21 protein-coding genes and 3 pseudogenes are annotated in these 20,057 nt (G+C 60.4%); 10 read left to right on the forward strand and 14 right to left on the reverse strand.

Annotated features, from left to right (window positions below; all coding sequences use genetic code 11):
* Nucleotides 1-43 precede the first annotated feature (43 nt).
* Nucleotides 44-1,615: an IS66 family transposase gene (tnpC, locus tag ACZYHG_RS34375; protein WP_464613071.1), complete on the forward strand. Its 1,572-nt coding sequence runs from the start codon at nt 44-46 to the stop codon at nt 1,613-1,615.
* A 72-nt stretch (nt 1,616-1,687) separates the two neighbouring features.
* Here tnpC (ACZYHG_RS34375) and ACZYHG_RS34380 read toward each other — a convergent pair.
* Nucleotides 1,688-1,945 (reverse strand): annotated as a pseudogene (locus tag ACZYHG_RS34380) (ISAzo13-like element transposase-related protein); the annotation flags it as partial.
* 250 nt (nt 1,946-2,195) lie between these two features.
* Complete coding sequence (locus tag ACZYHG_RS34385; RefSeq protein ID WP_258580759.1) at nt 2,196-2,537, reverse strand: hypothetical protein; 342 nt, start codon at nt 2,535-2,537, stop codon at nt 2,196-2,198.
* A gap of 89 nt (nt 2,538-2,626) precedes the next feature.
* Here ACZYHG_RS34385 and ACZYHG_RS34390 point away from each other — a divergent pair, with 89 nt between their 5' ends.
* From ACZYHG_RS34390 to ACZYHG_RS34400, 3 genes are all read left to right on the forward strand, one after another.
* A complete protein-coding gene (locus ACZYHG_RS34390) occupies nt 2,627-3,079 on the forward strand; it encodes a hypothetical protein (protein WP_464614915.1) in 453 nt (150 codons plus the stop codon).
* A gap of 97 nt (nt 3,080-3,176) precedes the next feature.
* Complete coding sequence (locus tag ACZYHG_RS34395; RefSeq protein ID WP_258580761.1) at nt 3,177-3,629, forward strand: helix-turn-helix domain-containing protein; 453 nt, start codon at nt 3,177-3,179, stop codon at nt 3,627-3,629.
* Between the two features lie 145 nt (nt 3,630-3,774).
* Nucleotides 3,775-4,107, forward strand: coding sequence for a hypothetical protein (locus ACZYHG_RS34400; RefSeq protein ID WP_258580762.1), 333 nt, complete (start codon nt 3,775-3,777; stop codon nt 4,105-4,107).
* A 41-nt stretch (nt 4,108-4,148) separates the two neighbouring features.
* Here ACZYHG_RS34400 and ACZYHG_RS34405 read toward each other — a convergent pair whose 3' ends face one another.
* From ACZYHG_RS34405 to ACZYHG_RS34415, 3 genes are read right to left on the reverse strand one after another with little or no spacing between them, the layout of a single operon-like run.
* Nucleotides 4,149-4,847, reverse strand: a complete 699-nt coding sequence (locus tag ACZYHG_RS34405) for a transglycosylase SLT domain-containing protein (protein ID WP_464614916.1) — start codon at nt 4,845-4,847, stop codon at nt 4,149-4,151.
* Between the two features lies 1 nt (nt 4,848).
* Complete coding sequence (locus ACZYHG_RS34410) at nt 4,849-5,358, reverse strand: hypothetical protein (protein ID WP_464614917.1); 510 nt, start codon at nt 5,356-5,358, stop codon at nt 4,849-4,851.
* Nucleotides 5,359-5,416: 58 nt separating this feature from the next.
* On the reverse strand, nt 5,417-5,866 hold the full coding sequence (locus ACZYHG_RS34415) for a hypothetical protein (RefSeq protein WP_464614918.1): 450 nt from the start codon (nt 5,864-5,866) through the stop codon (nt 5,417-5,419).
* Between the two features lie 208 nt (nt 5,867-6,074).
* On the opposite strand from ACZYHG_RS34415, the gene ACZYHG_RS34420 reads away from it, so the two are divergent.
* Together ACZYHG_RS34420 and ACZYHG_RS34425 are read left to right on the forward strand one after the other, a co-directional pair.
* Nucleotides 6,075-6,464, forward strand: a complete 390-nt coding sequence (locus tag ACZYHG_RS34420) for an acyltransferase family protein (RefSeq protein ID WP_464614919.1) — start codon at nt 6,075-6,077, stop codon at nt 6,462-6,464.
* Nucleotides 6,465-7,290: 826 nt separating this feature from the next.
* Complete coding sequence (locus ACZYHG_RS34425) at nt 7,291-7,536, forward strand: hypothetical protein (protein ID WP_464614920.1); 246 nt, start codon at nt 7,291-7,293, stop codon at nt 7,534-7,536.
* A 389-nt stretch (nt 7,537-7,925) separates the two neighbouring features.
* Here the strand turns inward: ACZYHG_RS34425 and ACZYHG_RS34430 are convergent, their stop codons facing one another.
* Nucleotides 7,926-8,264 (reverse strand): hypothetical protein, encoded by a 339-nt coding sequence (locus tag ACZYHG_RS34430; RefSeq protein ID WP_258580767.1) that lies wholly within the window; start codon nt 8,262-8,264, stop codon nt 7,926-7,928.
* A gap of 281 nt (nt 8,265-8,545) precedes the next feature.
* Entirely contained in the window at nt 8,546-8,818 is a 273-nt protein-coding gene (locus ACZYHG_RS34435) for a hypothetical protein (RefSeq protein ID WP_464614921.1), read from the reverse strand.
* Nucleotides 8,819-9,081: 263 nt separating this feature from the next.
* Between ACZYHG_RS34435 and ACZYHG_RS34440 the strand changes: the two genes are divergently transcribed.
* The 3 genes from ACZYHG_RS34440 to ACZYHG_RS34450 all read left to right on the forward strand — a co-directional run bounded on the left by ACZYHG_RS34440 (nt 9,082) and on the right by ACZYHG_RS34450 (nt 11,183).
* Complete coding sequence (locus tag ACZYHG_RS34440; protein WP_416361678.1) at nt 9,082-9,504, forward strand: IS6 family transposase; 423 nt, start codon at nt 9,082-9,084, stop codon at nt 9,502-9,504.
* Nucleotides 9,505-9,674: 170 nt separating this feature from the next.
* Nucleotides 9,675-9,935, forward strand: a complete 261-nt coding sequence (locus tag ACZYHG_RS34445; RefSeq protein ID WP_464615358.1) for a transposase — start codon at nt 9,675-9,677, stop codon at nt 9,933-9,935.
* Between the two features lie 270 nt (nt 9,936-10,205).
* On the forward strand, nt 10,206-11,183 hold the full coding sequence (locus tag ACZYHG_RS34450; RefSeq protein WP_258580769.1) for an omptin family outer membrane protease: 978 nt from the start codon (nt 10,206-10,208) through the stop codon (nt 11,181-11,183).
* Nucleotides 11,184-11,275: 92 nt separating this feature from the next.
* Here the strand turns inward: ACZYHG_RS34450 and tnpC (ACZYHG_RS34455) are convergent, their stop codons facing one another.
* The 5 genes and pseudogenes from tnpC (ACZYHG_RS34455) to ACZYHG_RS34475 all read right to left on the reverse strand — a co-directional run bounded on the left by tnpC (ACZYHG_RS34455) (nt 11,276) and on the right by ACZYHG_RS34475 (nt 17,222).
* A complete protein-coding gene (gene tnpC, locus ACZYHG_RS34455; RefSeq protein WP_464614922.1) occupies nt 11,276-12,010 on the reverse strand; it encodes an IS66 family transposase in 735 nt (244 codons plus the stop codon).
* 4 nt (nt 12,011-12,014) lie between these two features.
* Nucleotides 12,015-12,908 (reverse strand): annotated as a pseudogene (locus tag ACZYHG_RS34460) (tyrosine-type recombinase/integrase); the annotation flags it as partial.
* Nucleotides 12,909-12,959: 51 nt separating this feature from the next.
* The gene (locus tag ACZYHG_RS34465; RefSeq protein WP_258580770.1) at nt 12,960-13,676 is read right to left on the reverse strand and encodes an IS6 family transposase; all 717 of its coding nucleotides are present in this window, start codon (nt 13,674-13,676) and stop codon (nt 12,960-12,962) included.
* 268 nt (nt 13,677-13,944) lie between these two features.
* On the reverse strand, nt 13,945-15,303 hold the full coding sequence (locus ACZYHG_RS34470) for an AAA family ATPase (protein WP_464614923.1): 1,359 nt from the start codon (nt 15,301-15,303) through the stop codon (nt 13,945-13,947).
* Nucleotides 15,304-15,590: 287 nt separating this feature from the next.
* On the reverse strand, nt 15,591-17,222 hold the full coding sequence (locus ACZYHG_RS34475) for an IS66 family transposase (protein ID WP_464614924.1): 1,632 nt from the start codon (nt 17,220-17,222) through the stop codon (nt 15,591-15,593).
* Between the two features lie 153 nt (nt 17,223-17,375).
* Here ACZYHG_RS34475 and ACZYHG_RS34480 point away from each other — a divergent pair.
* Nucleotides 17,376-18,412: pseudogene (locus ACZYHG_RS34480) on the forward strand (IS1380 family transposase).
* A gap of 154 nt (nt 18,413-18,566) precedes the next feature.
* Here the strand turns inward: ACZYHG_RS34480 and ACZYHG_RS34485 are convergent.
* Nucleotides 18,567-18,911: a hypothetical protein gene (locus tag ACZYHG_RS34485; RefSeq protein ID WP_258580592.1), complete on the reverse strand. Its 345-nt coding sequence runs from the start codon at nt 18,909-18,911 to the stop codon at nt 18,567-18,569.
* The gene (locus ACZYHG_RS34490; RefSeq protein ID WP_258580758.1) at nt 18,908-20,011 is read right to left on the reverse strand and encodes an IS5 family transposase; all 1,104 of its coding nucleotides are present in this window, start codon (nt 20,009-20,011) and stop codon (nt 18,908-18,910) included. The genes ACZYHG_RS34485 and ACZYHG_RS34490 overlap by 4 nt, the downstream gene beginning before the upstream one ends.
* Between the last annotated feature and the right edge of the window lie 46 nt (nt 20,012-20,057).

The raw sequence follows: 20,057 nt of genomic DNA on the forward strand, positions 1-20,057 counted from the left end.
TTGTGCGGTTGACGCGTCGGTGCGGTTCAGATTCAAAACTACGATGAATCGACCTGGCGAACCGACTGTTGAGGAGTTGATGGCGCGCATTGCTGCGCTGCAGGCGCAGAACCGCCAGCTCGCAGAACGCGTGGCCAAGCTCGAGGAAGAGTTGGCGCTAGCGCGGCTGCATCGTTTTGCGCCGAAGAGCGAAAAGCACGTTGATCGCCTCTTCAATGAAGCCGAACAGATTGCCGATGAAGACGACGCCAGCAGCGAAGATGGCAATGTCGTCGACCTGCCGGACACCGGCTTTCCGTCCACCGAAAAGCCGGAGGGAAAGAAGCGTGGCCGCAAGCCTCTGCCGGAACACCTGCCGCGCGAGCGCGTCGAGTATGACCTTGCCGACGGTCAGAAGGCCTGTCCTTGCTGCCGCCACCAGATGCATCGCATGGGTGAGGCCGTCACCGAGCAGCTCCATATCGAGGTGAAGGCGAAGGTCCTGCAGAATGTGCGGTTCAAGTATGCATGCCGCCATTGCGACCGGACCGGCATCAATACGCCTGTTGTCATTGCCCCGATGCCCGCGCAGCCCTTGCCGGGCAGCATCGCCACGGCCTCGACGCTGGCCTTCGCGCTCGTCCACAAATATGTCGATGGCACGCCGCTCTACCGCTTGAGCCAGGCATTCGAGCGAGCCGGCGTGCCCGTCAGCCGCGGCGCTCTGGGGCATTGGGTGATCGGATCGAGCGAGAAGCATCTCTCCCGCATCTATGACGCACTGAAGCTGCGGCTTCGGTCACAACCGCTCATCCATGGTGACGAGACGACGGTCCAGGTCCTGAAGGAAAAGGACAGGGAAGCCACCAGCACATCCTTCATGTGGGCGTATCGGAGTGGAGAGGACAGCGACGAACCGATCGTGCTGCTCGACTATCAGCCCGGCCGCGGCCAGATCTATCCGCAGGCCTTCCTCGGTGATTACCGCGGCATCCTGATGAGCGATGGCTATACCGCCTGGCGCACGCTGGCAGGAGCGACCCATCTGGGGTGCATGGCCCATGCCAGACGTCGCTTCGTCGATGCACTGAAGACCAGAAAGAAAGGCGGCGGCCCGCCGGAGCAGGCGCTGAAGTTCTTCGAACAGCTCTACCGGATTGAAAGCCAGACGCGCAACGAAAAGCCGGACAAGGGCGAAACGCGACATCAATGCATCCGCCGTTTCCGCCAGCAACACAGCGTCCCCATCATGAACGCTCTCAAGGCATGGCTCGACGACATAGCCCCGAAGGTCCTGCCCGACAGCAAGATCGGCGACGCCGTGTCCTACACCCTGAACCAGTGGGAGTACCTGACGCGCTACACCGAAGACGGCAGGATGCCGATCGACAACAACCTGCTTGAGCGCGACATCAGGATTTTTGCCACTGGAAGAAAGAGTTGGCTGTTCAGCGACACTGTGGACGGAGCCAGGGCCAGTGCCGTCGTCTACAGCCTCATGCTGACATGCCGAGCTTGCGGCATCGAGCCCTTGGCCTATTTGCGCCACGTCCTCACGGAATTGCCGCAGCGCGCGGACAATGCCGACATCACCGATCTCTTGCCATTCAACTTCGCCAAAACCGCCGCTACTTGATCCGATGCAACTGGCCGACAGCGACCCCGGTCAAACGGGCCGCGTCAACGCGCATGGAAATGAGCGCTTACGTTCAAACTGCCGATCGCGGTCAGGATGCCAAGCACCTTCTCGCGTCTTCCTGTTGCCCTGAAGGCTGAAGCCAAGCCGGCGCAGCAACCGACCGACCAGCTTCTGGCTGGCGGTGAAACCGCGTTCAGCCAGCGCGCCGGCGAGGTGGCGCTGGCTCCTGCTGACCCACCGCAGCGCTGCCTCAGGATCGCCGCGGATCGCCGACTGCACCAACTCTTCCAGAGCTTCCAGCAGCCCGGGTTCAGTCTCGGTCGTAGGAGAACCATTTGCGCGCGAACCGCAGCATGGTGGTGTCTGCGCAGGAACCCCTTATGACTGCGCGCGGGCGCGCAACCCGACCTTCAGACGATCGGCACATTGGCGGCGTTCCTGGGCGTCTCGGTCTCCGCCTTTTGGGAATTCGGGACGCTGCCTTGCGCAAGCCTCATCATTTGGGGCTACCGTATCAGGAGATCGCAGACCTGACGGAAGTGTGCGTGATTGAGCAGATCCTGGCACGGAGAGCCTGTTAGAGTTTGAAGCGGCCAGGGCGCTGATCGTTGACGCGGTACTGCCAGGCCAGTTTCGAATCCTTGGGGTTGACGCCCGACGTTGACCAGGCGGAGCGCTCAACCTTTGCAGCGTCATGCAAAGGAAGATCGTCATCACAGCGCGACGGTTGTAACGACGACCGAAGACGATAACGTTCGATACTGCGGGTTCGAAACTCGATGACACAGACGGCGGCGAGGGACAGGATCAAGAAAGCAGTGGAAAAGCTGAGCATGCGAAGGCTGGCTTCCTGATCGGGCAGGGCGAAGAAAGCGAGCACGCCGCCGGCGAAAATTGCGAACGCGAACCTCATGAACATGACAGAGAGCCTCCTATTTCGATGTTGATCATTATAATATCACAGATTGATCGTCATTATAATGATCATTGGAGATAGGATGGCCCCTCATGGATCAAGCGTTTTTCGACGGCTGGGGGCATGGTGCCGTTTTTGGCGGTATCGGCTTCAGAGTATTATCCGGCGCCGTTCCATCTCGAACAGGGATAGAGATTGGTTCCGGGGCCAAGCCCTGCGGCCCCGTCTTGAGTGTAATCGCCAGAACCACCGGCGTCGAGGTCTCGCTTCCGACCGACCTGAACCAGGTCATTCGAAGTGGTATCGGGCAACGATTGCAGGGCCTGCCTGCCGCAAGGGCACAGATCAGGGTTGTCCCTCCGGATGAGGTGGCACACGAGAAATGCATTGGACTCAGGACATCCAAACCGGATTCATTTAATTATTCATTTTCAACAGGGCATGCAGATCGTCAAATGCTATCGCGCATCTGGGACGATTTGACGGGTCAAAAGCTGTACGCCGTCACTTTGCGGGAGTATGGGGAGGATGCCGAGACACTTTAATAGGGCAATGAGTTATCGTTTCGGCTACAAGCCCTGAGCACTAGACATTCTGCAAAAAATGGCCGTCATATTCCGACCGATAAGCAGGGGGGCAGCTGTGCCGATATTTAAAAACAAGACAGAAGACAGCGATGGTTGGCTTTCGATCCTGCTCGCGCTGCGACTTCGCCAAATCGAGAACGAGTACCCGGACTATGCGAGTTTTGCCGACGCTACGGGGCTATCGCGCGGCACGCTCTACCAGTTGCGGACGGGGAAGGGGAACCCGACATTCGTCACCCTGGAGCGGCTGGCACGGCACCTGAAGGTTCCGGTGTGGGCGCTCATTGGTCGGACTGGTGACGACGACAGCGTCAAGCGGGACATCGAGACGTTCGGCTTCAACTTCAACGAGATTGCGCGGCATATCGAGGCCACGCGTGCTGTGAAGCGCTCGATGACGGAGTTCAGTGGTGTACCTTCTTTGAAAGAGGCAGCCAGCCCCGCTGGGGCAACCTCCGAGAAGAAGCGGCTGCCTCCGGCCAAAAAGGGACGCAGGACAAGCCAGTAGCACACAAGAAAAGTAGAAGCTTCTAAACTACCAGCGTAGATTCATTTGCTACGATAGGCAGAAAATATATTTTATATTTCTTTGACTCGCATCAGAAAATCCGCCAGCGTCTATGCAATAGCATCATTTTTCTGAAGGGTTCACGATGCAGGCGAATATCTGGCAAGTCGCAGGAGACGACGCGCTCTATAGGGAAGCGGCGGCGTTCGTCGATTGCCACCCGAAACCATGGGTGGAAGAGGTTTCGGAATTTCTGCGGAAGAAAGGCAAGCCCGAGACGATCACGTTGGTGATCGGACAGTTCATCGTGGCGGCTCTGTTCGAAGGACGATACGCGGATCTGCTGTACTGGTCGCTGGTTGCGGCCGAAGTGAACTGCGTTGTGATGGAGCAATGGCCTGATGATGTGCGCCAGGAGCTGGCGAGCCATCTGAAACGGGGATTTGGAAAGCTCTCGTCGCGAAATCTCTCCCATTGAAGGCGGCGGCCGACGGCATGGCCCTCAACGGGAAGGCGGGGTCACACCTGACCAGGGGCAACGTTGATGTCGCTGCCGGCGGGACCGGGAGCGGATGAAGCGAGTTTTGTGTCACCACCATTGGGCGTTGGAAAGTCGCCTGGTCCCATTTGGCAGACGGCTTGCGCGCCGCATCCCTGAGGAATGGATTGGCCGGCCGAATTGAGGGCGGCATAGCGGCGGTTTACGTCGTTCGTCCAGTTACGGCGCTGACTTTCAGTGCTGCCGTTGTAACGATCGGCGAGGCAGCGAATACTTGACGTGCCGCCGCACGATTTGACGGCATCGCGAAGCGTCATTACGCCGCCTTCAATGTTTTCGGACAAGATGCCCCGATCCATTCCGTAGGCCCGGCCGGTCGCCCCCGTAAGCTGCATCGGTCCAAGAACGCCACTGAAGGAGCCGGCACATGCTGACATCGCCCCTTCGTGAGCGGACACGGCAAGAGCGAGCTTGGGATCAACGCCATACTTGGTGGCGGCGTCTACAATCATATTGGCGATGTTCGGGTTGCGCTCCATCATCTCTTGCGTGGATGGATAGCTCGGCAGACCCGCTCCGTTCTTACAAAGGGAACGCAAGGTCGTGTTGTCATGGAGGTCGCAAGAATTTGCATCCTGGTCAAAGGAATTCGCTTGCGCAACAGGCGCTTGTCCGACGACCAGGAGCGCGGAGAGGAGTATTGGCAGAGGACGCAGCATCTTACTTCCCCGGGCAGAAATTATAGATGGTGCCATTGATGGAGAGCGCATCGCTGGATGGGCGCGTAATCTTCATCGGCGTGATGACCGGGGAGTTGCTGCCACGCTCTGTACATGAGGCTTGGAACGCATCGTCTGCATGACGGGTGCCTGCTATCTTGCAGGTGCTTGCGCCGACGGTGATTGCGTCGCCGTCGAACTCGGCAAGTTCGAGAGCACCGACGCCTTGGTCGAGATCGGCACATGTGTGCGTGGACGCTACATATGATCCCTGCGGAGCGTTGAGCGGATCAAGTGCTTGCGCGATTGCCGGCGAGATCAAGACGGCTAGAGTCGCGAAGATTGTCCGGCTGGCCATGGCAGATCTCCGGAACATCATCCCGCCGTGGCCGCCGGCAGGAGCCGCGGTCAAGGCCGCGCATCGCGCGCCGTCAGGGAAGCATTGATCCGTTGGCGATGGCCGGTGGCAGGTTGGTGTCCTGAATAACGTCAGGTTCTCAATGTCGATCATGATTGCGCTCCTTGGGGATATCGAGGTTGCCGAAACACAACGGCGTGGGCTGCTTCCTTTAGGGTTGCGGGACAGGGACCCGGAATTGGCATTCCTGGGCGATTTCACCTTGGAATACGATGCCGGCGCGAATGCTTTTGGCCTGAACATCATATGCACCCATCGCGCCATTCCGAGCGAGGTTGGGGCGGACGTTATTCGGTTGCGCGCCATATTCGATGTAACAGCCGGAGCCAGCGTCAGCGACCGTGGATCGGCCGTTTTGGTAGATCGCCAAGCGCATGGGACATCGTTTCAGCGTGGCATTGCCGACAGGATCGGTGCGGATCGGCGAGCAGCCGGTGAGCGTGTGCAGGACCGAGAGGACGACGGTTTTGGTCGGGCTGCGAACGACGATGTGACTCTCGGAAGCCGGCGCGTTGGCGACCGCAAAGCGCGTATCGCCTTTGGCCACGTAGGCGTCGTTGTTCTTCTTCAGTCGGTCGGCCCATAGGGAGGCGTAGGGCACCGCTTCCGAGTTCGGGAGCTCGAGATCGGCATAGGCGACGGCGCGCCAGGCGTTCGGATCATGCGTGAGCGACTGAGCCGAAGCGTGAGGCGCCAATGTAAGGGCAGCCGCGACTGCGAGAAATGTCAGGCGTTCGTGCATTCCTTGCCTCGCTTCTGTGCCCTATGATTAAATCAATGTATCAGTAATTGTCGAGCGTGATATTTAGATGGGACAAGAAGCTCGCCTATCGGGGCTGGATGAATTGCGAGGCCTGGCGATCGGGCTGGTGGTGCTGTCGCATGTCGGGCCGGTCTTCGGAGAAGGCGGGACGGCCGCCGCTCTGCTGTTTGCGCCGGCATGGAGCGTCGGGGTCGACCTGTTCTTTGTGATTTCCGGCCTGGTGGTGGAACGCTCATTGCGAAGCCTGCGCCTCGAGCGCGGTGCGCTCGAGGCGGCCTCCGCCTTCTATGTCAGGCGTGCTATGCGGATCGTGCCGCTGGCCTGGTGCGTCGGCGCCATCCTCTCGATCGGGTTGATCATCCCGGGAAGCGGCGTTGAGCCTGCAGACGCGAAGGCGGCATTCGCCTGCATGTCGAAGACGGTCGAAACCCGCTGACAAACGACGACACGAGCTGAAGCGCTGGAAAGAGCAAAGGCGGTCGCCCGCGCGCTCTTCAACTAGCGCTGTAGCGGGCGGCCGCCTTTGCGGCGCGGTGCTGATCACGTGAGGTTGAGAAGGCGGTAGACGCGGGGCACGTCTCCAGGCGCCCTGAGGCGGCTTTCGACGTACCCCGCCATGCGCCTGCCTTGTGGTATCTGCGGGTAATCAGCGCCGCAGAAGCAATCCGGCGTAGCACCGATCTCAACTGGCAAGTCCGGGCTCGGTGTCACGCTCCACTGACGGTGCGCGACCTGCATTATCGCATTGTCAGCGCATTCCGTCGACCTTTTCCCCGAACTCCCAGCGGCGCTCCGAAAGGACCGTCGCGGATGCTCACGGGCCGCTTCTTTCTGTGCGGCCACTGCCGTTCGCAGGTAACGATCTGCCGCAGCTGCGACCGGGGACAGCGCTACTGCGGGGAGGTCTGCGCCCGTGCTGCCCGCCGCGAGAGTGTGCGCGAGGCGGGGCGACGTTATCAGCGCAGCCGCCGTGGACGCCTGGCTCATGCGGTCCGGGCCCGACGATATCGGGCTCGGCACAATAAAGTGACGCATCATTCTCCACCTGCATCTCCTGCCGGTTCACTACTGGTCAGTCCCTCGAACGATGTCGTCGCTGCTTTTGCTGACGTCGTCGGGCGGGCGACGACATCGGTCATGCCCACGCCGTGCTGTCGGCGCTGCGACTGTCGACTGTCGCCGTTCGTTCGCACCGGCTTCGTGCGTCGCCGGGGGGCTCGTTATGCCCGTGAAGCTGACTACGCAGACGGAGAGCCCGCATCATGACCATCAGCCCCGAACTGGAAGCGCAGATCCTGCGCCTGTATCACGCCGAGAAGTGGCGCTGCGGCACCATCGCCAGGCAATTGCATGTCCATCACACGACGGTGCATCGCGTTCTGGCCCAGGCGGGATTGCCCCGGCACAAGCCGCTGCAGAGAGCCTCAATCATTGAACCGTATCTTCCATTCATTGAGCAGACGCTGGAAAAGTTCCCCTCGCTGACCGTCAGCAATGCCATGCACTGACACTGATTTCGCCAGGAAAGAGATTGAACTAAAGCCTTGCGAAACGCTTTGGCCGAACGACAGGATCGGTCTCGCATAGGGATTCGGCCGGAGGTGAGCGATGCGGCCTCCATGCGTGAAGGTCGCCATGACTGCTGGCGCGACCACATGCAATACGCTCGAAGTCGCCGAAGACGGTCGTCGCAATCTTCGAACTGGGATTTGCACGAAGAGACGCGGTGGTGAATTGGCACGCTGCGTGACGACACATCCGGAGCGTCGTAAAAGCCGCTCGCAGCGTACCTCTCATATGCCCGCGGACAATCTTTCCGACGCCGGCGCCGTTGGTTTGGCCGTCGGCTTCTGTGCGCATCTGGCCAGCCGACACGCGGCAGTGCGACGGCCGCCGCTTAGTAGCGGTCGCCGAACCAGCCCTTGCTCTTGGGCGGCGAGGGTTCCTGGTAAGCCCACGGGACAGACTTGTAGGACGGCCTCGGGTCTTGGACGCGCCAAGCCTTCTGCCAGTAATAGAAATTGAGGGGTACTCGGGCGAGCACGCGACCATCGGCAGACAGGAGGTCGGAACCGCAGGCCACGACGGGGCCGTCGTAAAGTTGCACGCGGCCAGTATAGCCGTTGAGCGCCCCTGGCCGGCAGGCAAAGACGCGAACGCCTGCAGCGATCGTGTCCGGGGCTTCCGCGGGGACGGAGATCGTCTTGATGCCTTCCTTGGTGATGAGCGTACGCACAGGCACGGAGCTCCAATGCGAGCGGCGCAAGGCGTTATTCGCCTGAGCTTCGGTTGGGTAGCCGGCTGGCCGGGTAATGATCGGCGGGAAGCGCCCCCAGTCTGGCGCATATTCTTGCCGGCTGCGACTGACCCGATCAGGCTTCCAATAGGAGTCCGTAGCCGAAACGGGGCCAGCCGAATGTGAAGCATCCGGCACTCGCTCGGCGCAACCGGCGAGCAAGGCCGCGGATGCGACGAGGTGGAGGATGTGACGAAAAGAACGCATATCGTGCTCGGGGGTCATGGGTTTAAAGGTGAGAATTTCCGGTGAAGCCAAGGCATCTGGAAGGTGCTGGCCCAAATGCCGCGATGGGTTTTGCGAGCCTGACGCTCGATCTGGGCGTAGAGGGGGATGCCACGATCGAGATCATCGGGGAGGGTGACGGCTACGCCTGCTTTCAGCCTCTCGCCGGCGACGTCGGCCATTTTGCTGGTTGCACAACGCCCTCGTCTTTCCGGATCGGCGAGCAGACAACCCCATTTTTTCAAGGTGGCGGTTACGAGCCATGTCATGGCGACAACGCCACAAGACCACGTCTGCTTTCCCGCCTCGCGGTCTGGCCCAGGTCGCAGCCGTCGACGCCGCGATAGGTGCTCGAAGCAAAAGTTGATTGCTGGTTCCCATGAATCACTCCTCTTCAGATTCATTGAGTCAATAAACTATCTTGCAAATCGCTGTGCAAGTGTCTCTGACCCATATATCCCGCGAGGGGAGGAGGGTGCTCGGTGGTGTCACATTGATTGAGGGGTAAGGAAATTGAGGTAGCAGCGCGCCCATGACCGTGAGTGCACCGACCTACAAGAACCACCGCTATCCGATCGAAATCGTGGCCCGTGCTGTCTGGCTCTACTTCCGCTTCAATCTGAGCCTGCGCGATGTCGAGGAAATGCTGCTCGATCGCGGGATCGTCGTTTCCTACGAGACCATCCGCCGATGGTGCCGAAAGCACGGCCCTGATTATGCGCGCCGCATACGCCGCAAGTCGCCGACGAAAGATGATGTCTGGCATCTGGATGAAGTCGCGGTGCGCATCAACGGTCAGAAGTGCTGGTTGTGGAGAGCGGTTGATCAGGACGGATATGTGCTCGACGAGATTGTCCAGACGCGTCGCAACAGCAAGGCCGCCAAGCGCCTGCTGACGCGACTTCTGAAGAAGCGTAAGCGTGAAGCTCACCCCATCTGGCGCGACATGAGATGATGGGCGAGAGATGATGACACTGAAGGAGCTGAGGAGCTTGCAGTGTCAATTTCTATGTCTGCGCCTATGCCTGATGATAGAAGCTTCCATGTCCTTGAGGCGGTTGCGAACCGGCTGGACGCAAGTCCGCAGCGCCCGCGGCGGCGCTGGTCGGCGGAGCGAAGGCACGGCTGGTTGAAGAGTCTCTGAAGCCGGGTGCGAACGTGTCGGCGATCGCGCGCCAGGCTGAACTGGCGAGCTCGCAGCTGTTCGGCTGGCGGCGCGAGGCGATCAAGAGCGCTGCGGTCAGGCCGCAGCTGGATACGGCTCGGCTTTGTCGAAGTCACGCCGACAGCATCTGCGTCGGTGGAGATCGAGCTGGGTGGCGTGGTCATTCGCGCCGCTGCCGATATCGACGACGCCAATACAATTCCCAGCCACGGCCTGCTTAGGGGGTGAGTCGACCGAGGCGGGCGAACTTCCACAACGGGTTGCGAGCCGAAATTTAACCACGCCGTTCGCCCTAAAACTGATCCAGATCAAGGCAGCGCACCAGACAAAGGGCAATGACCAAAGCCGTCCTGGACATCGCATCGGAGTCCAACGTCTTTGCACCAATGCCCAGGAATGGTCGACGCGACAAACAACGCCTGCGAACGGGCGCTGAGAGCCGCCGGCGTTCAACGGAAGATCACCAACGGCTATCCCGAGGAGGCTGCCCCATGAATCGCTGCATATCATCATTTGCAATTCTTGCTTTCGGCACGTTCTGCACGTGGTCGACCATCACCATGGCGGCGCATTCGACCATCTATTCAGCGCCCGACAAGAGCGCCGTGTTTCTTGGTGGCATTGGCTACACGTGGCTCAAGGCCAACGAGCTTGTCTACGACGGGGGCAATCGTATCAGCAAATTGATCTGGCAAACCAACGCGCCGGTTCTGACGGCCGGCTTCAAGGCTGACGTCATGAACCGCTGGACCTTTTCAGCCAACGCCCTGGTAGGCTTCTCTGGCAACAGCCACATGGTAGACTATGATTGGGTTGCACCATATTCCGTTGATGACGATGATTGGGTTGCACCGAGCTTTGCTGCTGCCGATTGGTGGCATCAGTCGATCCACCCCGACACTCACCTTGACCGCTACATCAGCCTAGACATGGCAGTAGGCCGAGACGTCGTGATCAACGATGCCACGGCCATCAACCTGCATGGCGGCTTCAAGTACACCAACGTGATGTGGAGCGCCTATGGCGGTTCGTTCGTCCATAGTGAGATACGCTTCCGCGACACTCGCGGCAAGTTCCAGGACGGCGAACTTGGCATCAGTTACGAACAGCGCTATCCGGGCGTTTTCCTTGGTGCGGAATCGATCACGAAATTCGGCAATTTGACGCTCTCGGGTCTGCTCCGCGGCGGCCTTACCATCGACGCAAACGATATTGACCATCACTGGACGGGCAAGCCTCGGCTGTTTGAAGATGCCTTCGGTGTCATCCCCTTTATCTCGGTCGGCGCCAAGGCCGATTTTCAAATGACCGAACGCGCCAGCCTCTTCCTAGCCGGCAATTTCGATAAGTACTTCCGCCAGAAAGGCGATACCACAATGTGGGGCGCCAAAAGCGCGATCTTCAAGGATGGCGCTGGCATGGAGTTCTATGCCTTCACCGTGTCCGCCGGCTTCAAGCTGACGTTTTGAGCGCAGTCATGTCTGGCGCCGAGCACGTAAGACGATGCGTGGAATAAGGACGCACAATGTATCTGCGCGCAATCCATTTCAATCGTAAGCGGTCAGCCGATAACGTCAGGCCTAAAGTTCCAAGGCATGAGCATTTCGATCTCGGATGCCGGCCAGCCTTGAGCGATGCGGGTCAAGGTCTGCGAGAGCCAGTCGAGCGGATCGACGCTGTTCATTTTGCAGGTTTGCAGCAAGGTGGCTACCGTCGCCCAGGTTCGTCCACCGCCTTGGCTGCCGGCGAATAGACTATTCTTTCGCGTGATTGTCTGGGCCCTGATTGCACGCTCGACGATATTGGAGTCGATTTCGATGCGACCGTCCATCAGAAAGCGTTCCAGCGCCTCCCGCCGGGTGAGCGCGTAGCGGATCGCCTCGGCAGTCTTGGATTTTCCGGAGACCTTGCCCAGTTCCGCTTCCCATAGATCGAAGAGGCTCGCGACAATGGCCACGGACTTTTCCTGACGCAGCGCGGCGCGGCTTCCGGCATCCTTGCCGCGAACCTCGTCCTCGACCTTCCACAATTCCGTCATGGCGATGATCGAATCCGTCGCGGCCTGCGAGACCCCGCTGATGTGCAGGTCGTAGAATTTGCGCCGCAGGTGAGCCCAGCACCCGGCGAGCCGGATTGTTTCATTGCTGCCGGCTTTGGCCCGTGCCTTGACCAGGTTGGTATAGGCCGAGTAGCCATCCACTTGCAGGATACCGCTTAATCGCAAGGTGGCCGTAATGTGAAGGAACATCGGCCGGATCCGGGATTGATGCTGTTTCTGATCGACGGTCCTTCGCATTATTTCAGAGCGTGTCGAGCCAGGCGAGCAAGCTCGTATCCCGCTTCCATGACGGGGGATGCCGTGCCGGTTCCGGAACGCTGACCTGTTCCAGCGCCTTTCGCTTCGTTTCCAGATTGGCCCTGGCGTAGTGATTGGTGGTGTCGAGGCTCACATGACCAAGCCAACTGCGGATGACGGTAATGTCGACGCCCGCCGAGACGAGGTGGACAGCGGTGGCGTGCCGGAAGCTGTGGGGCGTCACATGCTTAATCCGTAACGTTGGCGAGGTTTCGGCCGCCGCCTTCACATAGGCCGCAAGCTTGAACCGAACGCCGGATGCGCTGAGCGGCGCGCCATACCGATTGACGAACAGCCGCTGGTCCGATGTACGCGGCTGTCGCTCCAGCAGCCTTTTTAGCAACAGCACGGTTTCCGGCCAGAGTGGGCAGATCCGTTCCTTGCGGCCCTTGCCGGTAAGGCGAACGCAACTTGGGCTATCGAACCGGATCGCCTTGGGACACAGCTCGAGAGCCTCCTGTATCCGTGCCCCGCTGTTGTAGAGGAACGAGAGCAGCGCGTGATCACGCATGCCTTCGAGCGTGGAGCGGTCTGGCTTGGCAAGGATCGCTGCCACCTCCGCCGGGTCCAGATAACAGGGTTCTGATATCGGCGCCCGCTTGACCGGAATGTGAAGGATTTCCACGCACTGAGCGATCGATGCGGGATCCTTGGTCGCGACGAAGTTGAAGAAGCTGCGGATCGCGGCAAGCCTGCAGTTGCGCGTGCCGATCGTGCTGCCGCGATCGTGCTCGGTGTGAGCGAGGAAGGCAGCCACCTCACCGGCAGTCAGATCGGCCAGCGTGATCACCGCCACCTTCTTTTCCGCGCGTTTTGCGACGAACCGCAGGAACAGTCGGCACCGTAAACTTAACGCTGTGAAAACAAGATCTGGGAGTGAGGCTTTGGTTCATTCGGCGTGAAGGCGGGCGATTTGGCGCCATGCTTGCATGGCAGTTGCTCGCAGTTCTCGATGGTGGGTGGATGGAATATCGTGGCGGGGAACGTTAAAGAGGTTGGCGATCGGGTCGTGGACGGAAACGAAACGCTGAAGATGTCGCGCTGACTTGAAGCGCTTCATGACCCTCTCCCGCCGTCGGACGGGTTGATGAGAGTTCTCCGCCCGATTGTTCAGGCCCTTGTGCGAGCGATGCTCGACGCCTGGCATGATCTCCCGCTTCGCCGCACCGTAGGATCGAAGCTTGTCGGTGATCATCACACGCGGCGAACGGCCTTGCCCTTTCAGAAGCTTTCGCATCAAGCGCTTTGCCGCCTTGGCATTGCGACGGCTTTGCACCAACACGTCGAGAACAAACCCGTCCTGATCAACGGCGCGCCAAAGCCAGTGTTTCTTTCCACCGATGGTGATGACAACCTCATCGAGATGCCATTTGTCGCCGAGCTTGCCGGCCGATCGCTTCCGGATATCATTGGCAAAGTGTCTGCCAAATTTCTCAGCCCAAAGTCGCACGGTCTGGTGAGAGACGATGACGCCACGAGCTGCCAGCATATCCTCGACCATCCGCAGGCCGAGCGGAAACCGGAAATAGAGCCAAACGGCATGGGCAATCACCTGCGCCGGAAATCGGTGGCGACGATAAAGAGGATCACGGGAAAATCTGGTCATGCCGCCATCCCACATTTTGATCGATGCCCGGTTAACGTTACGGTGCCCTCAGAGGTCCTCTTATGCATCTTCAATTGAAATCTCCTTCTCCAGCTCCGGCATGCGATCATGCAGACGAAATTCCGCACTGCGTTGGAGGCGAACCGGGCGGATACTGAGATGTGGCGGAACATCGCGTGGAAGCAGAGCGCCGAAACGCGCCCGCTTCCTCGGCTTCTCATACCGGCAAGGAAGGTGCCAGCATAACGCGTTGGACGCCTTGCAAGCGTCAGCAATCGCAATCGTCTTCCTCGACGATGTGTCTCCTTACCGTTTCCTCATCCCTCTTGAGGGGGTTGAGTACTGCTTCAGCGTCGGCGAAGACCACCTTCACATCCTCGCGTGAGACACTGAGGCTGCCGCCTCGCGCAACGCTTCGTTGCGTGAGACGGCGCACCATCTCCTTGACATAAGCCGCGCTGCCGCCCCTTGAACGGGCTACGGCTTCGGCCAAAGCTTCGCCCTGGAAGTTCAGCGCATGACCGTACTGCTCGATCAACCGCTCGCGGCAATCGTCATCAGGGAGAGGAATCTCGAGGGCCACATCTACGCGGCCCGAGCGCGAGGCGAGCGCCCCCTCGAGGGAGTTCAGCCGATTCGTGGTCATGATGATGAGGATGTCTGAATCTACGCCAAGTCCATCCAACTCGTTCAACAGACGGTTCAGGCGGGTTTCTGCCATTTGACCAGAAATATCTTCGCGCGAACGGCCAACCAGATCCACATCCTCAATCACCATGATGCATGGCTGCAGGACGCGAGCCAGCGCGAAGTATGGCTCCATATTCAGCATCTGCTCAGCCGTGACCAGAACTGTGGTGTGCTCGGGCAGGTTGGCAGCAATATAGTGGACGACATGGGTCTTGCCGGTGCCAGGATGTCCGTGGAGAAGAATACCCTTGCGCCCCGATTGGCCGAGGCGCTTCAACTCCTCCCGGCATTTAACAAAATCGAAGATGTGCGTATCGAGCTGGGCCATAGTCGCCTTGGAAAGCACTACGTCGTTCCGGCTTACAGCAGGAAGCTTGTGCACCCGCATTGTTTCCTGCGTGCCCCCAAACCCTCCACTGGACTCAAAAGATACAGCCTTGTTGCGATAATATCTGGAGCTCTTGCCCTGGGCCTCAATTGTGCGCAGAAAGTGCTTAGCGAAGGCATGACCCAGCTCATTAGGCATATGACCTATTTCGACCTGGACCATTGGCCCATGGCAGGTAAGCAACTTCGACAGCATGATTGCTGCAGGCGTGCCGTCGTCGATCGTTATCAGCCAAATACCGTTGTTAATCGAAGGATATGGCTCATCTTCGCCAATGTCGATGTCCTGACGCTGCACGGGCGCCAGCCGCACGACGTGTTCTCCCTCGGAAGTGGTCAAGTCTGACAGCTTCATCGGCAAAAACTCGTACATTTGGTGGAAGCCCAAGAGCTCAGGGGACCGAGGTGCGATTAGGTCCTCAATAAGGGATTGAAGATCCGGCAGGAGATGTGCGTTAAACTTCCAGCGTGAGCTCACGAGAGCCGTCAAATCATCGGTGTTGAAATGGCGACGAAGTTTCTGCCACACAAAGCGTTCGGGTTCAGGCATGACGATGTTCCTTTGAATGTGAAGTTGAGTGGAAGGCCTGGGTCTGTAGATACCTCATATGGTGTCTAAGGCAAGAGGAGCAGGGTATATTTAATAATATATCTGCTTATTTTATGTCAAAGGCGTTATGCCATTGATATTTAGATAGCAAGAATTGGAGAGATATACAAAAATATATTTGAAAATATATTTTTGTATATTTTTCAACTGGTGGATTTGACGTGATACATGCCGGGAACCGCGGCGAATTCACGCTAGTCCCGTAACCGGGGCAGATTACCGGGCAGTCAGGCTTGAGCGGCTTGCCTAACGAGATCCGGGAGCGGCGGAATCGACTCTTGTGTTGGTATGGCGAGGCGGTCGCCGAGATAGCGGAAGAATGAGACGTCGAGCTTGATGCAGGTCTTCATCAGGCCGAGCAGGACGTCGCGGGCGTTCTTGCCTGCCTCACTGACGGTTCCGCCGGAGATCTTGCGCTTGGTGACGAAGGCGCGGATGTCGTTTTCCGAACCATTGGTGTGGAGTGGGATCTCGGGACGATCGAGAACGCGCAGGAGTTCATGCTTGCGGCGATGCAGCCTGGCAAGAAGCCGGTCGAGCATGACGTAGCCGGTTCGTCGTTTGAACAGGCGCTCGAAGCGGGCGCGCAGGGCCGCCGCGCGGCGCGGACAAGGAGCACGCTGGTAGCTCTTGAGGTCGCGATAGAACCACCAGATCAACTGGCGCATGATGTCGACGGCCTGACGTTGATCCGGGGTCACGGGTATCAATTTGTGGACGAGCCGCTCGGCGTGGACCCAGCACAGAGCATGGTCGCCGATGCGGAACTGGCCGGCATCATCGGATACGACCACGGTATCGCCGAGAAAGCCGTGGTGGCGGATCGCTCCCCACATCGCCCCTTCGGTGGCGATCCTGACTGGGTTGGGCTCAACCGCGAGCTGGTCGAGGCCGAGTGCGGCCAGATGCGCCTGCCATGCGGCGCTGTCGGCAAATGCCTTGTGCGGCGCAGCCGCCAGCCGCGCGATCACCGGACCGGCGAGGTTGCGGCCGCGCATATTGGGCGGGCCTCTTTCGTTGATGAAGTAATCGCTGTGCCCGGCACGCAGCGTCGCCAGGAACGCCTCCCGTGACTTCGATCGTCCGGTGCGGAACGCGGTGAAGCGGCGATCGCCGATCTGGGTGGTGTAGCCGTCCTGGTGGGCGTGGCGCGCCGACGTATCATCGACGGTGATCCAGGGCGCCGTAGCCAGCCCGGCGCGCAGCACGTCACGGTCCTCCGCCGCGAAGGCCTCCAGGCCCTCCGAAATCAGCCGCACCACCTGGCGCTTCGAAATGTCGACCCCGATCCCGGTCAACAACGCCGTCAACCGCTCCGTCGTCACCTGGCCTTGAATGTGACAGGCCAGAATGAAGCGGCGCAGGTTCGCGCCCCAGCCGCCGATGATCCCCGCCGGCAAGGGCGCCACCATCGTTTCGCCGGTCGGTGTCACCCAGCGCTCGCGGCGATAGCGCACCACCTCGGCCGACAACGCCAGATCGCGCACCAGGATCGTCTCATACCCCTTGAAGCGAGAGCCCGCAGGAGCGCTCACCGCAACCGTCACCTCGCGGCTCACGCGACCGCCGTCGCGCTTGGCGCCGCGCCGGCGGCGCTTGCCCTTGCCAGATGTCGGCTGCGTCGCCTTCTCCATGCCCGATGGCTTGGTCGGCTTGACCGGGGGACGCGGCGGCAGGTCCTTCAGCCGGGCGATCTCATCCTTCAGGGTCTGGTTCTCGGCGCGTAGCGCCTGGTTCTCGATCTCAAGGCTCTCGACCCGGCCTTGAAGACCGCGCACTTCGCCGATCAGCGCAGAAACCAGCCCGCGGAGGTCCGCGAGCGACAGGCCTTCAAGCGAATCAGTCGGTGGTAGCGTCACGCAAAGGGTGAATCACGAACGCACGCGCCTGCAAACCCCCACCGCCCGGTAATCTGCCCCGGTTACGGCGGATGTAGCTTAAGCGATTGATTTGGCGTAGGATTCGGTTGCTTAGGCCAACCCTTCCACCGCATCTCGCGAGCCACACCCGCCATGACCGAGGATACGTTGCTGCCGCTGTCTTTTCCAGCCGTCGGACGCAAGAAGATCACAGCTGCTGCGTTTGACGGCGGCCGCATCACATCGGATGACGGCGTCATGCTTCTGGCGGCCGCCGAACGGCGTTTGCGACTGGCCGACCGGCTTGCGGCTGCGATCCACGATCCACGTGATCGAGCGCGCGTGACGCACGCCATGGCCGACATCCTGCGCGCCCGCATCTTCGCCATCGCCTGCGGTTATGAGGATGCCAACGATCTCAACCGGCTGCGCACCGATCCAGCCTTCAAGCTCGCCTGCGGACGGTTGCCCGATAGCGGGCTCGACCTGTGCTCGCAGCCGACGTGTTCGCGGCTGGAGAACCTGCCCGACATCAGGACCGTCATCCGGCTCGGCCGCGTGCTGGTCGATCTGTGGCTGTCGAGCTAGCCGCGCCGCCGAAAAGCGTCACGCTCGACGTCGACGATACGCTCGATGTCGTTCACGGCCATCAGCAGCTGTGGCTCTTCAACGCCTACTACGACGAACGTTGCTTCCTGCCGATCCATGTCTATGACGCCGCCACCGGCCGCCCGGTCGCCATGATCCTGCGCCCCGGCAAGACCCCGACGGGCGAGGAGATCCGCGGCTATCTGCGCCGCCTCGTGCGCCGCATCCGCGCTCGACAAAGGCTCCGCCGAGCATATCTACGACGTGATCTACTGCGCCCGCGGCCAGGCCGAAACCTGATCAAGATGCACAAGAGCCAGCTCGCCTCCGACCGCACCTCCTGCCGCTCACCGATTGCCAACCAGGTCCGTCTTGTCCTGCACACCGCCGCATACTGGTTGATGCTCACCCTGCGCGAGGCGGTGCCCACGACCCATCATCTGCGCAACGCCGAGTTCGCTACGCTGCGGCTCAGGCTGCTCAAGCTCGGCGCTCGCGTCATCGAAACCGTCTCGCGCATCCGTCTGGCCTTCGCCGCCGCCTGTCCCGAGGCAAGTCTGTTCCGGGCGCTCGCCAGCAATCTGCTACCGGCAGGACCATGACCGCCGGGGCAGCAGGCCCCGCCGAACCATACAGCTTCCACCCTCCAGCGCGTTCACAAGTCCAGACACAGCCGCGGTGAAAAAGACGCCGCGCCGCCACCTGTCCACCACTCAGCGGCAAACAAACCCAGATGCGTCATGAATAAGACGCCATCTAGCAGGCTGTTGAAGAAGGATCACGTTTGGCCTTGAGGATAGCCTCGTCGCCGTTCTGATAGGCGAAGGTGATGTCGATCGAGCCGTCGTCGAGCAATTCTGCGGAGCCGTCGCCGGTAACTTCGTCCATCTCATCGAAGCCGGCCCATGTGAAGAAGACCATTGACGGCCCGTACCCGAGATCGAGGCCGGCTAGCAGGGCGCCAAAGGCGATCTCACCGTGGTTGTCGGCCCCAATGGTGACCGTGGCGGGTCCGCCGAGGTCGAGATAGCCGCGATCCCACAGGTCAGCTTCGATGATCCGCCAGCGGCCGATCAGTTGACAGCCCGCGGGCGCGGTCATGTCGGCACCGCCAGCAGCTTCGGCAACCGCACGAGATTGTAGGCGGCGGCGTTGAAGGTGAAGGCCCATCCGACGCGGTCGCGGCCACGCAACTTCGTCTTCGCCTGTCCGGCGACCGTCTTGATCCACCCGAACGCCTCTTCAATGCGCTTGCGAATACGCTGACTGACAGCATAGCCGCCATGCCGCGTCGTGCGCCCGTCGATCGCCGAACTCCGGCCGCTGGTGTTCTGCGCCACATGCGGCGTCACCTTCATCGAACGCAGCTCATTGATGAAGTCTTGCGCGTCATAGGCCTTGTCGGCACCGAGTGTGATCGCCTGTGGCCGCTCCGCTCGCGGTTCGATCATGTGCAGTGCGGCCACCCGCTCAGCATGCCCGTCGGCAAACGTCAGGCAGGCGTCGACCAGAAGGCCATGGCGGTTCTCCATCAGCCCATGCCCCATGAAGCAGAGCTTCGCCTCCTTGCCCCGCCCTTTGCGATAGAGCCGGGCATCCGGATCGGTGGTCGAGGCATGTGTGTCGTTGGATCGCTTGTGGCCATGGAAGTCCGCTTCCGCGTTTCGCCCGCCCCCTTCAGCCGGCGGCTCGCCATGACCACCGCTTGGGCCGTCCTTCGGTTTGACGCTCTTCATCGATGCCCACGCCTCGATCAGTGTGCCGTCGACCGAGAAGTGATCCGTCGACAGAAGCTTCTTCACCTTGGGTTGCGCCAGCACCGCCGCCAGGAACTTTGCAGCGATGTCGCCCTCCAGCAGCCGGTCACGGTTCTTGGAGAACACCGAATGATCCCAGGCCGCATCGTCGACGCCAATCCCGACGAACCAGCGGAACAGAAGGTCGTATTCCAGCCGCTCCATCAACAGCCGCTCCGAGCGGATCGAGTAGAACGCCTGCAGCAGCATCGCACGCAGCAGCTTCTCCGGTGGGATCGACGGCCGCCCAATCGGCGAGTACAGCGCCGCAAACTCCCGCTCCAACGCCGAAAGCGCCTCATTCACAATCGCCCGAATACGGCGCAACGGATGATCGCGCCGCACCCGAGCCTCGAGGTCCACGTAGCTGAACAGTTCGCCCGTCTGTCCGTCACCGCCCCGCACGATTCACTCCCACCTCTTCGTGGTCAGAGTGAATCACGAACCTGAG

This window comes from Mesorhizobium subarcticum (assembly GCF_055456085.1).

Excerpts from the sequence above, each read along its gene's own strand:
- tnpC (WP_464613071.1), top strand. The coding sequence starts at position 44 with ATGAATCGACCTGGCGAACCGACTGTTGAGGAGTTGATGGCGCGCATT.
- ACZYHG_RS34385 (WP_258580759.1), bottom strand. The coding sequence starts at position 2,537 with ATGTTCATGAGGTTCGCGTTCGCAATTTTCGCCGGCGGCGTGCTCGCT.
- ACZYHG_RS34390 (WP_464614915.1), top strand. The coding sequence starts at position 2,627 with ATGGATCAAGCGTTTTTCGACGGCTGGGGGCATGGTGCCGTTTTTGGC.
- ACZYHG_RS34400 (WP_258580762.1), top strand. The coding sequence starts at position 3,775 with ATGCAGGCGAATATCTGGCAAGTCGCAGGAGACGACGCGCTCTATAGG.
- ACZYHG_RS34405 (WP_464614916.1), bottom strand. The coding sequence starts at position 4,847 with ATGCTGCGTCCTCTGCCAATACTCCTCTCCGCGCTCCTGGTCGTCGGA.
- ACZYHG_RS34410 (WP_464614917.1), bottom strand. The coding sequence starts at position 5,358 with ATGATCGACATTGAGAACCTGACGTTATTCAGGACACCAACCTGCCAC.
- ACZYHG_RS34420 (WP_464614919.1), top strand. The coding sequence starts at position 6,075 with ATGGGACAAGAAGCTCGCCTATCGGGGCTGGATGAATTGCGAGGCCTG.
- ACZYHG_RS34425 (WP_464614920.1), top strand. The coding sequence starts at position 7,291 with ATGACCATCAGCCCCGAACTGGAAGCGCAGATCCTGCGCCTGTATCAC.
- ACZYHG_RS34435 (WP_464614921.1), bottom strand. The coding sequence starts at position 8,818 with ATGACATGGCTCGTAACCGCCACCTTGAAAAAATGGGGTTGTCTGCTC.
- ACZYHG_RS34440 (WP_416361678.1), top strand. The coding sequence starts at position 9,082 with ATGACCGTGAGTGCACCGACCTACAAGAACCACCGCTATCCGATCGAA.
- ACZYHG_RS34450 (WP_258580769.1), top strand. The coding sequence starts at position 10,206 with ATGAATCGCTGCATATCATCATTTGCAATTCTTGCTTTCGGCACGTTC.
- tnpC (WP_464614922.1), bottom strand. The coding sequence starts at position 12,010 with ATGCGAAGGACCGTCGATCAGAAACAGCATCAATCCCGGATCCGGCCG.
- ACZYHG_RS34465 (WP_258580770.1), bottom strand. The coding sequence starts at position 13,676 with ATGACCAGATTTTCCCGTGATCCTCTTTATCGTCGCCACCGATTTCCG.
- ACZYHG_RS34470 (WP_464614923.1), bottom strand. The coding sequence starts at position 15,303 with ATGCCTGAACCCGAACGCTTTGTGTGGCAGAAACTTCGTCGCCATTTC.
- ACZYHG_RS34485 (WP_258580592.1), bottom strand. The coding sequence starts at position 18,911 with ATGACCGCGCCCGCGGGCTGTCAACTGATCGGCCGCTGGCGGATCATC.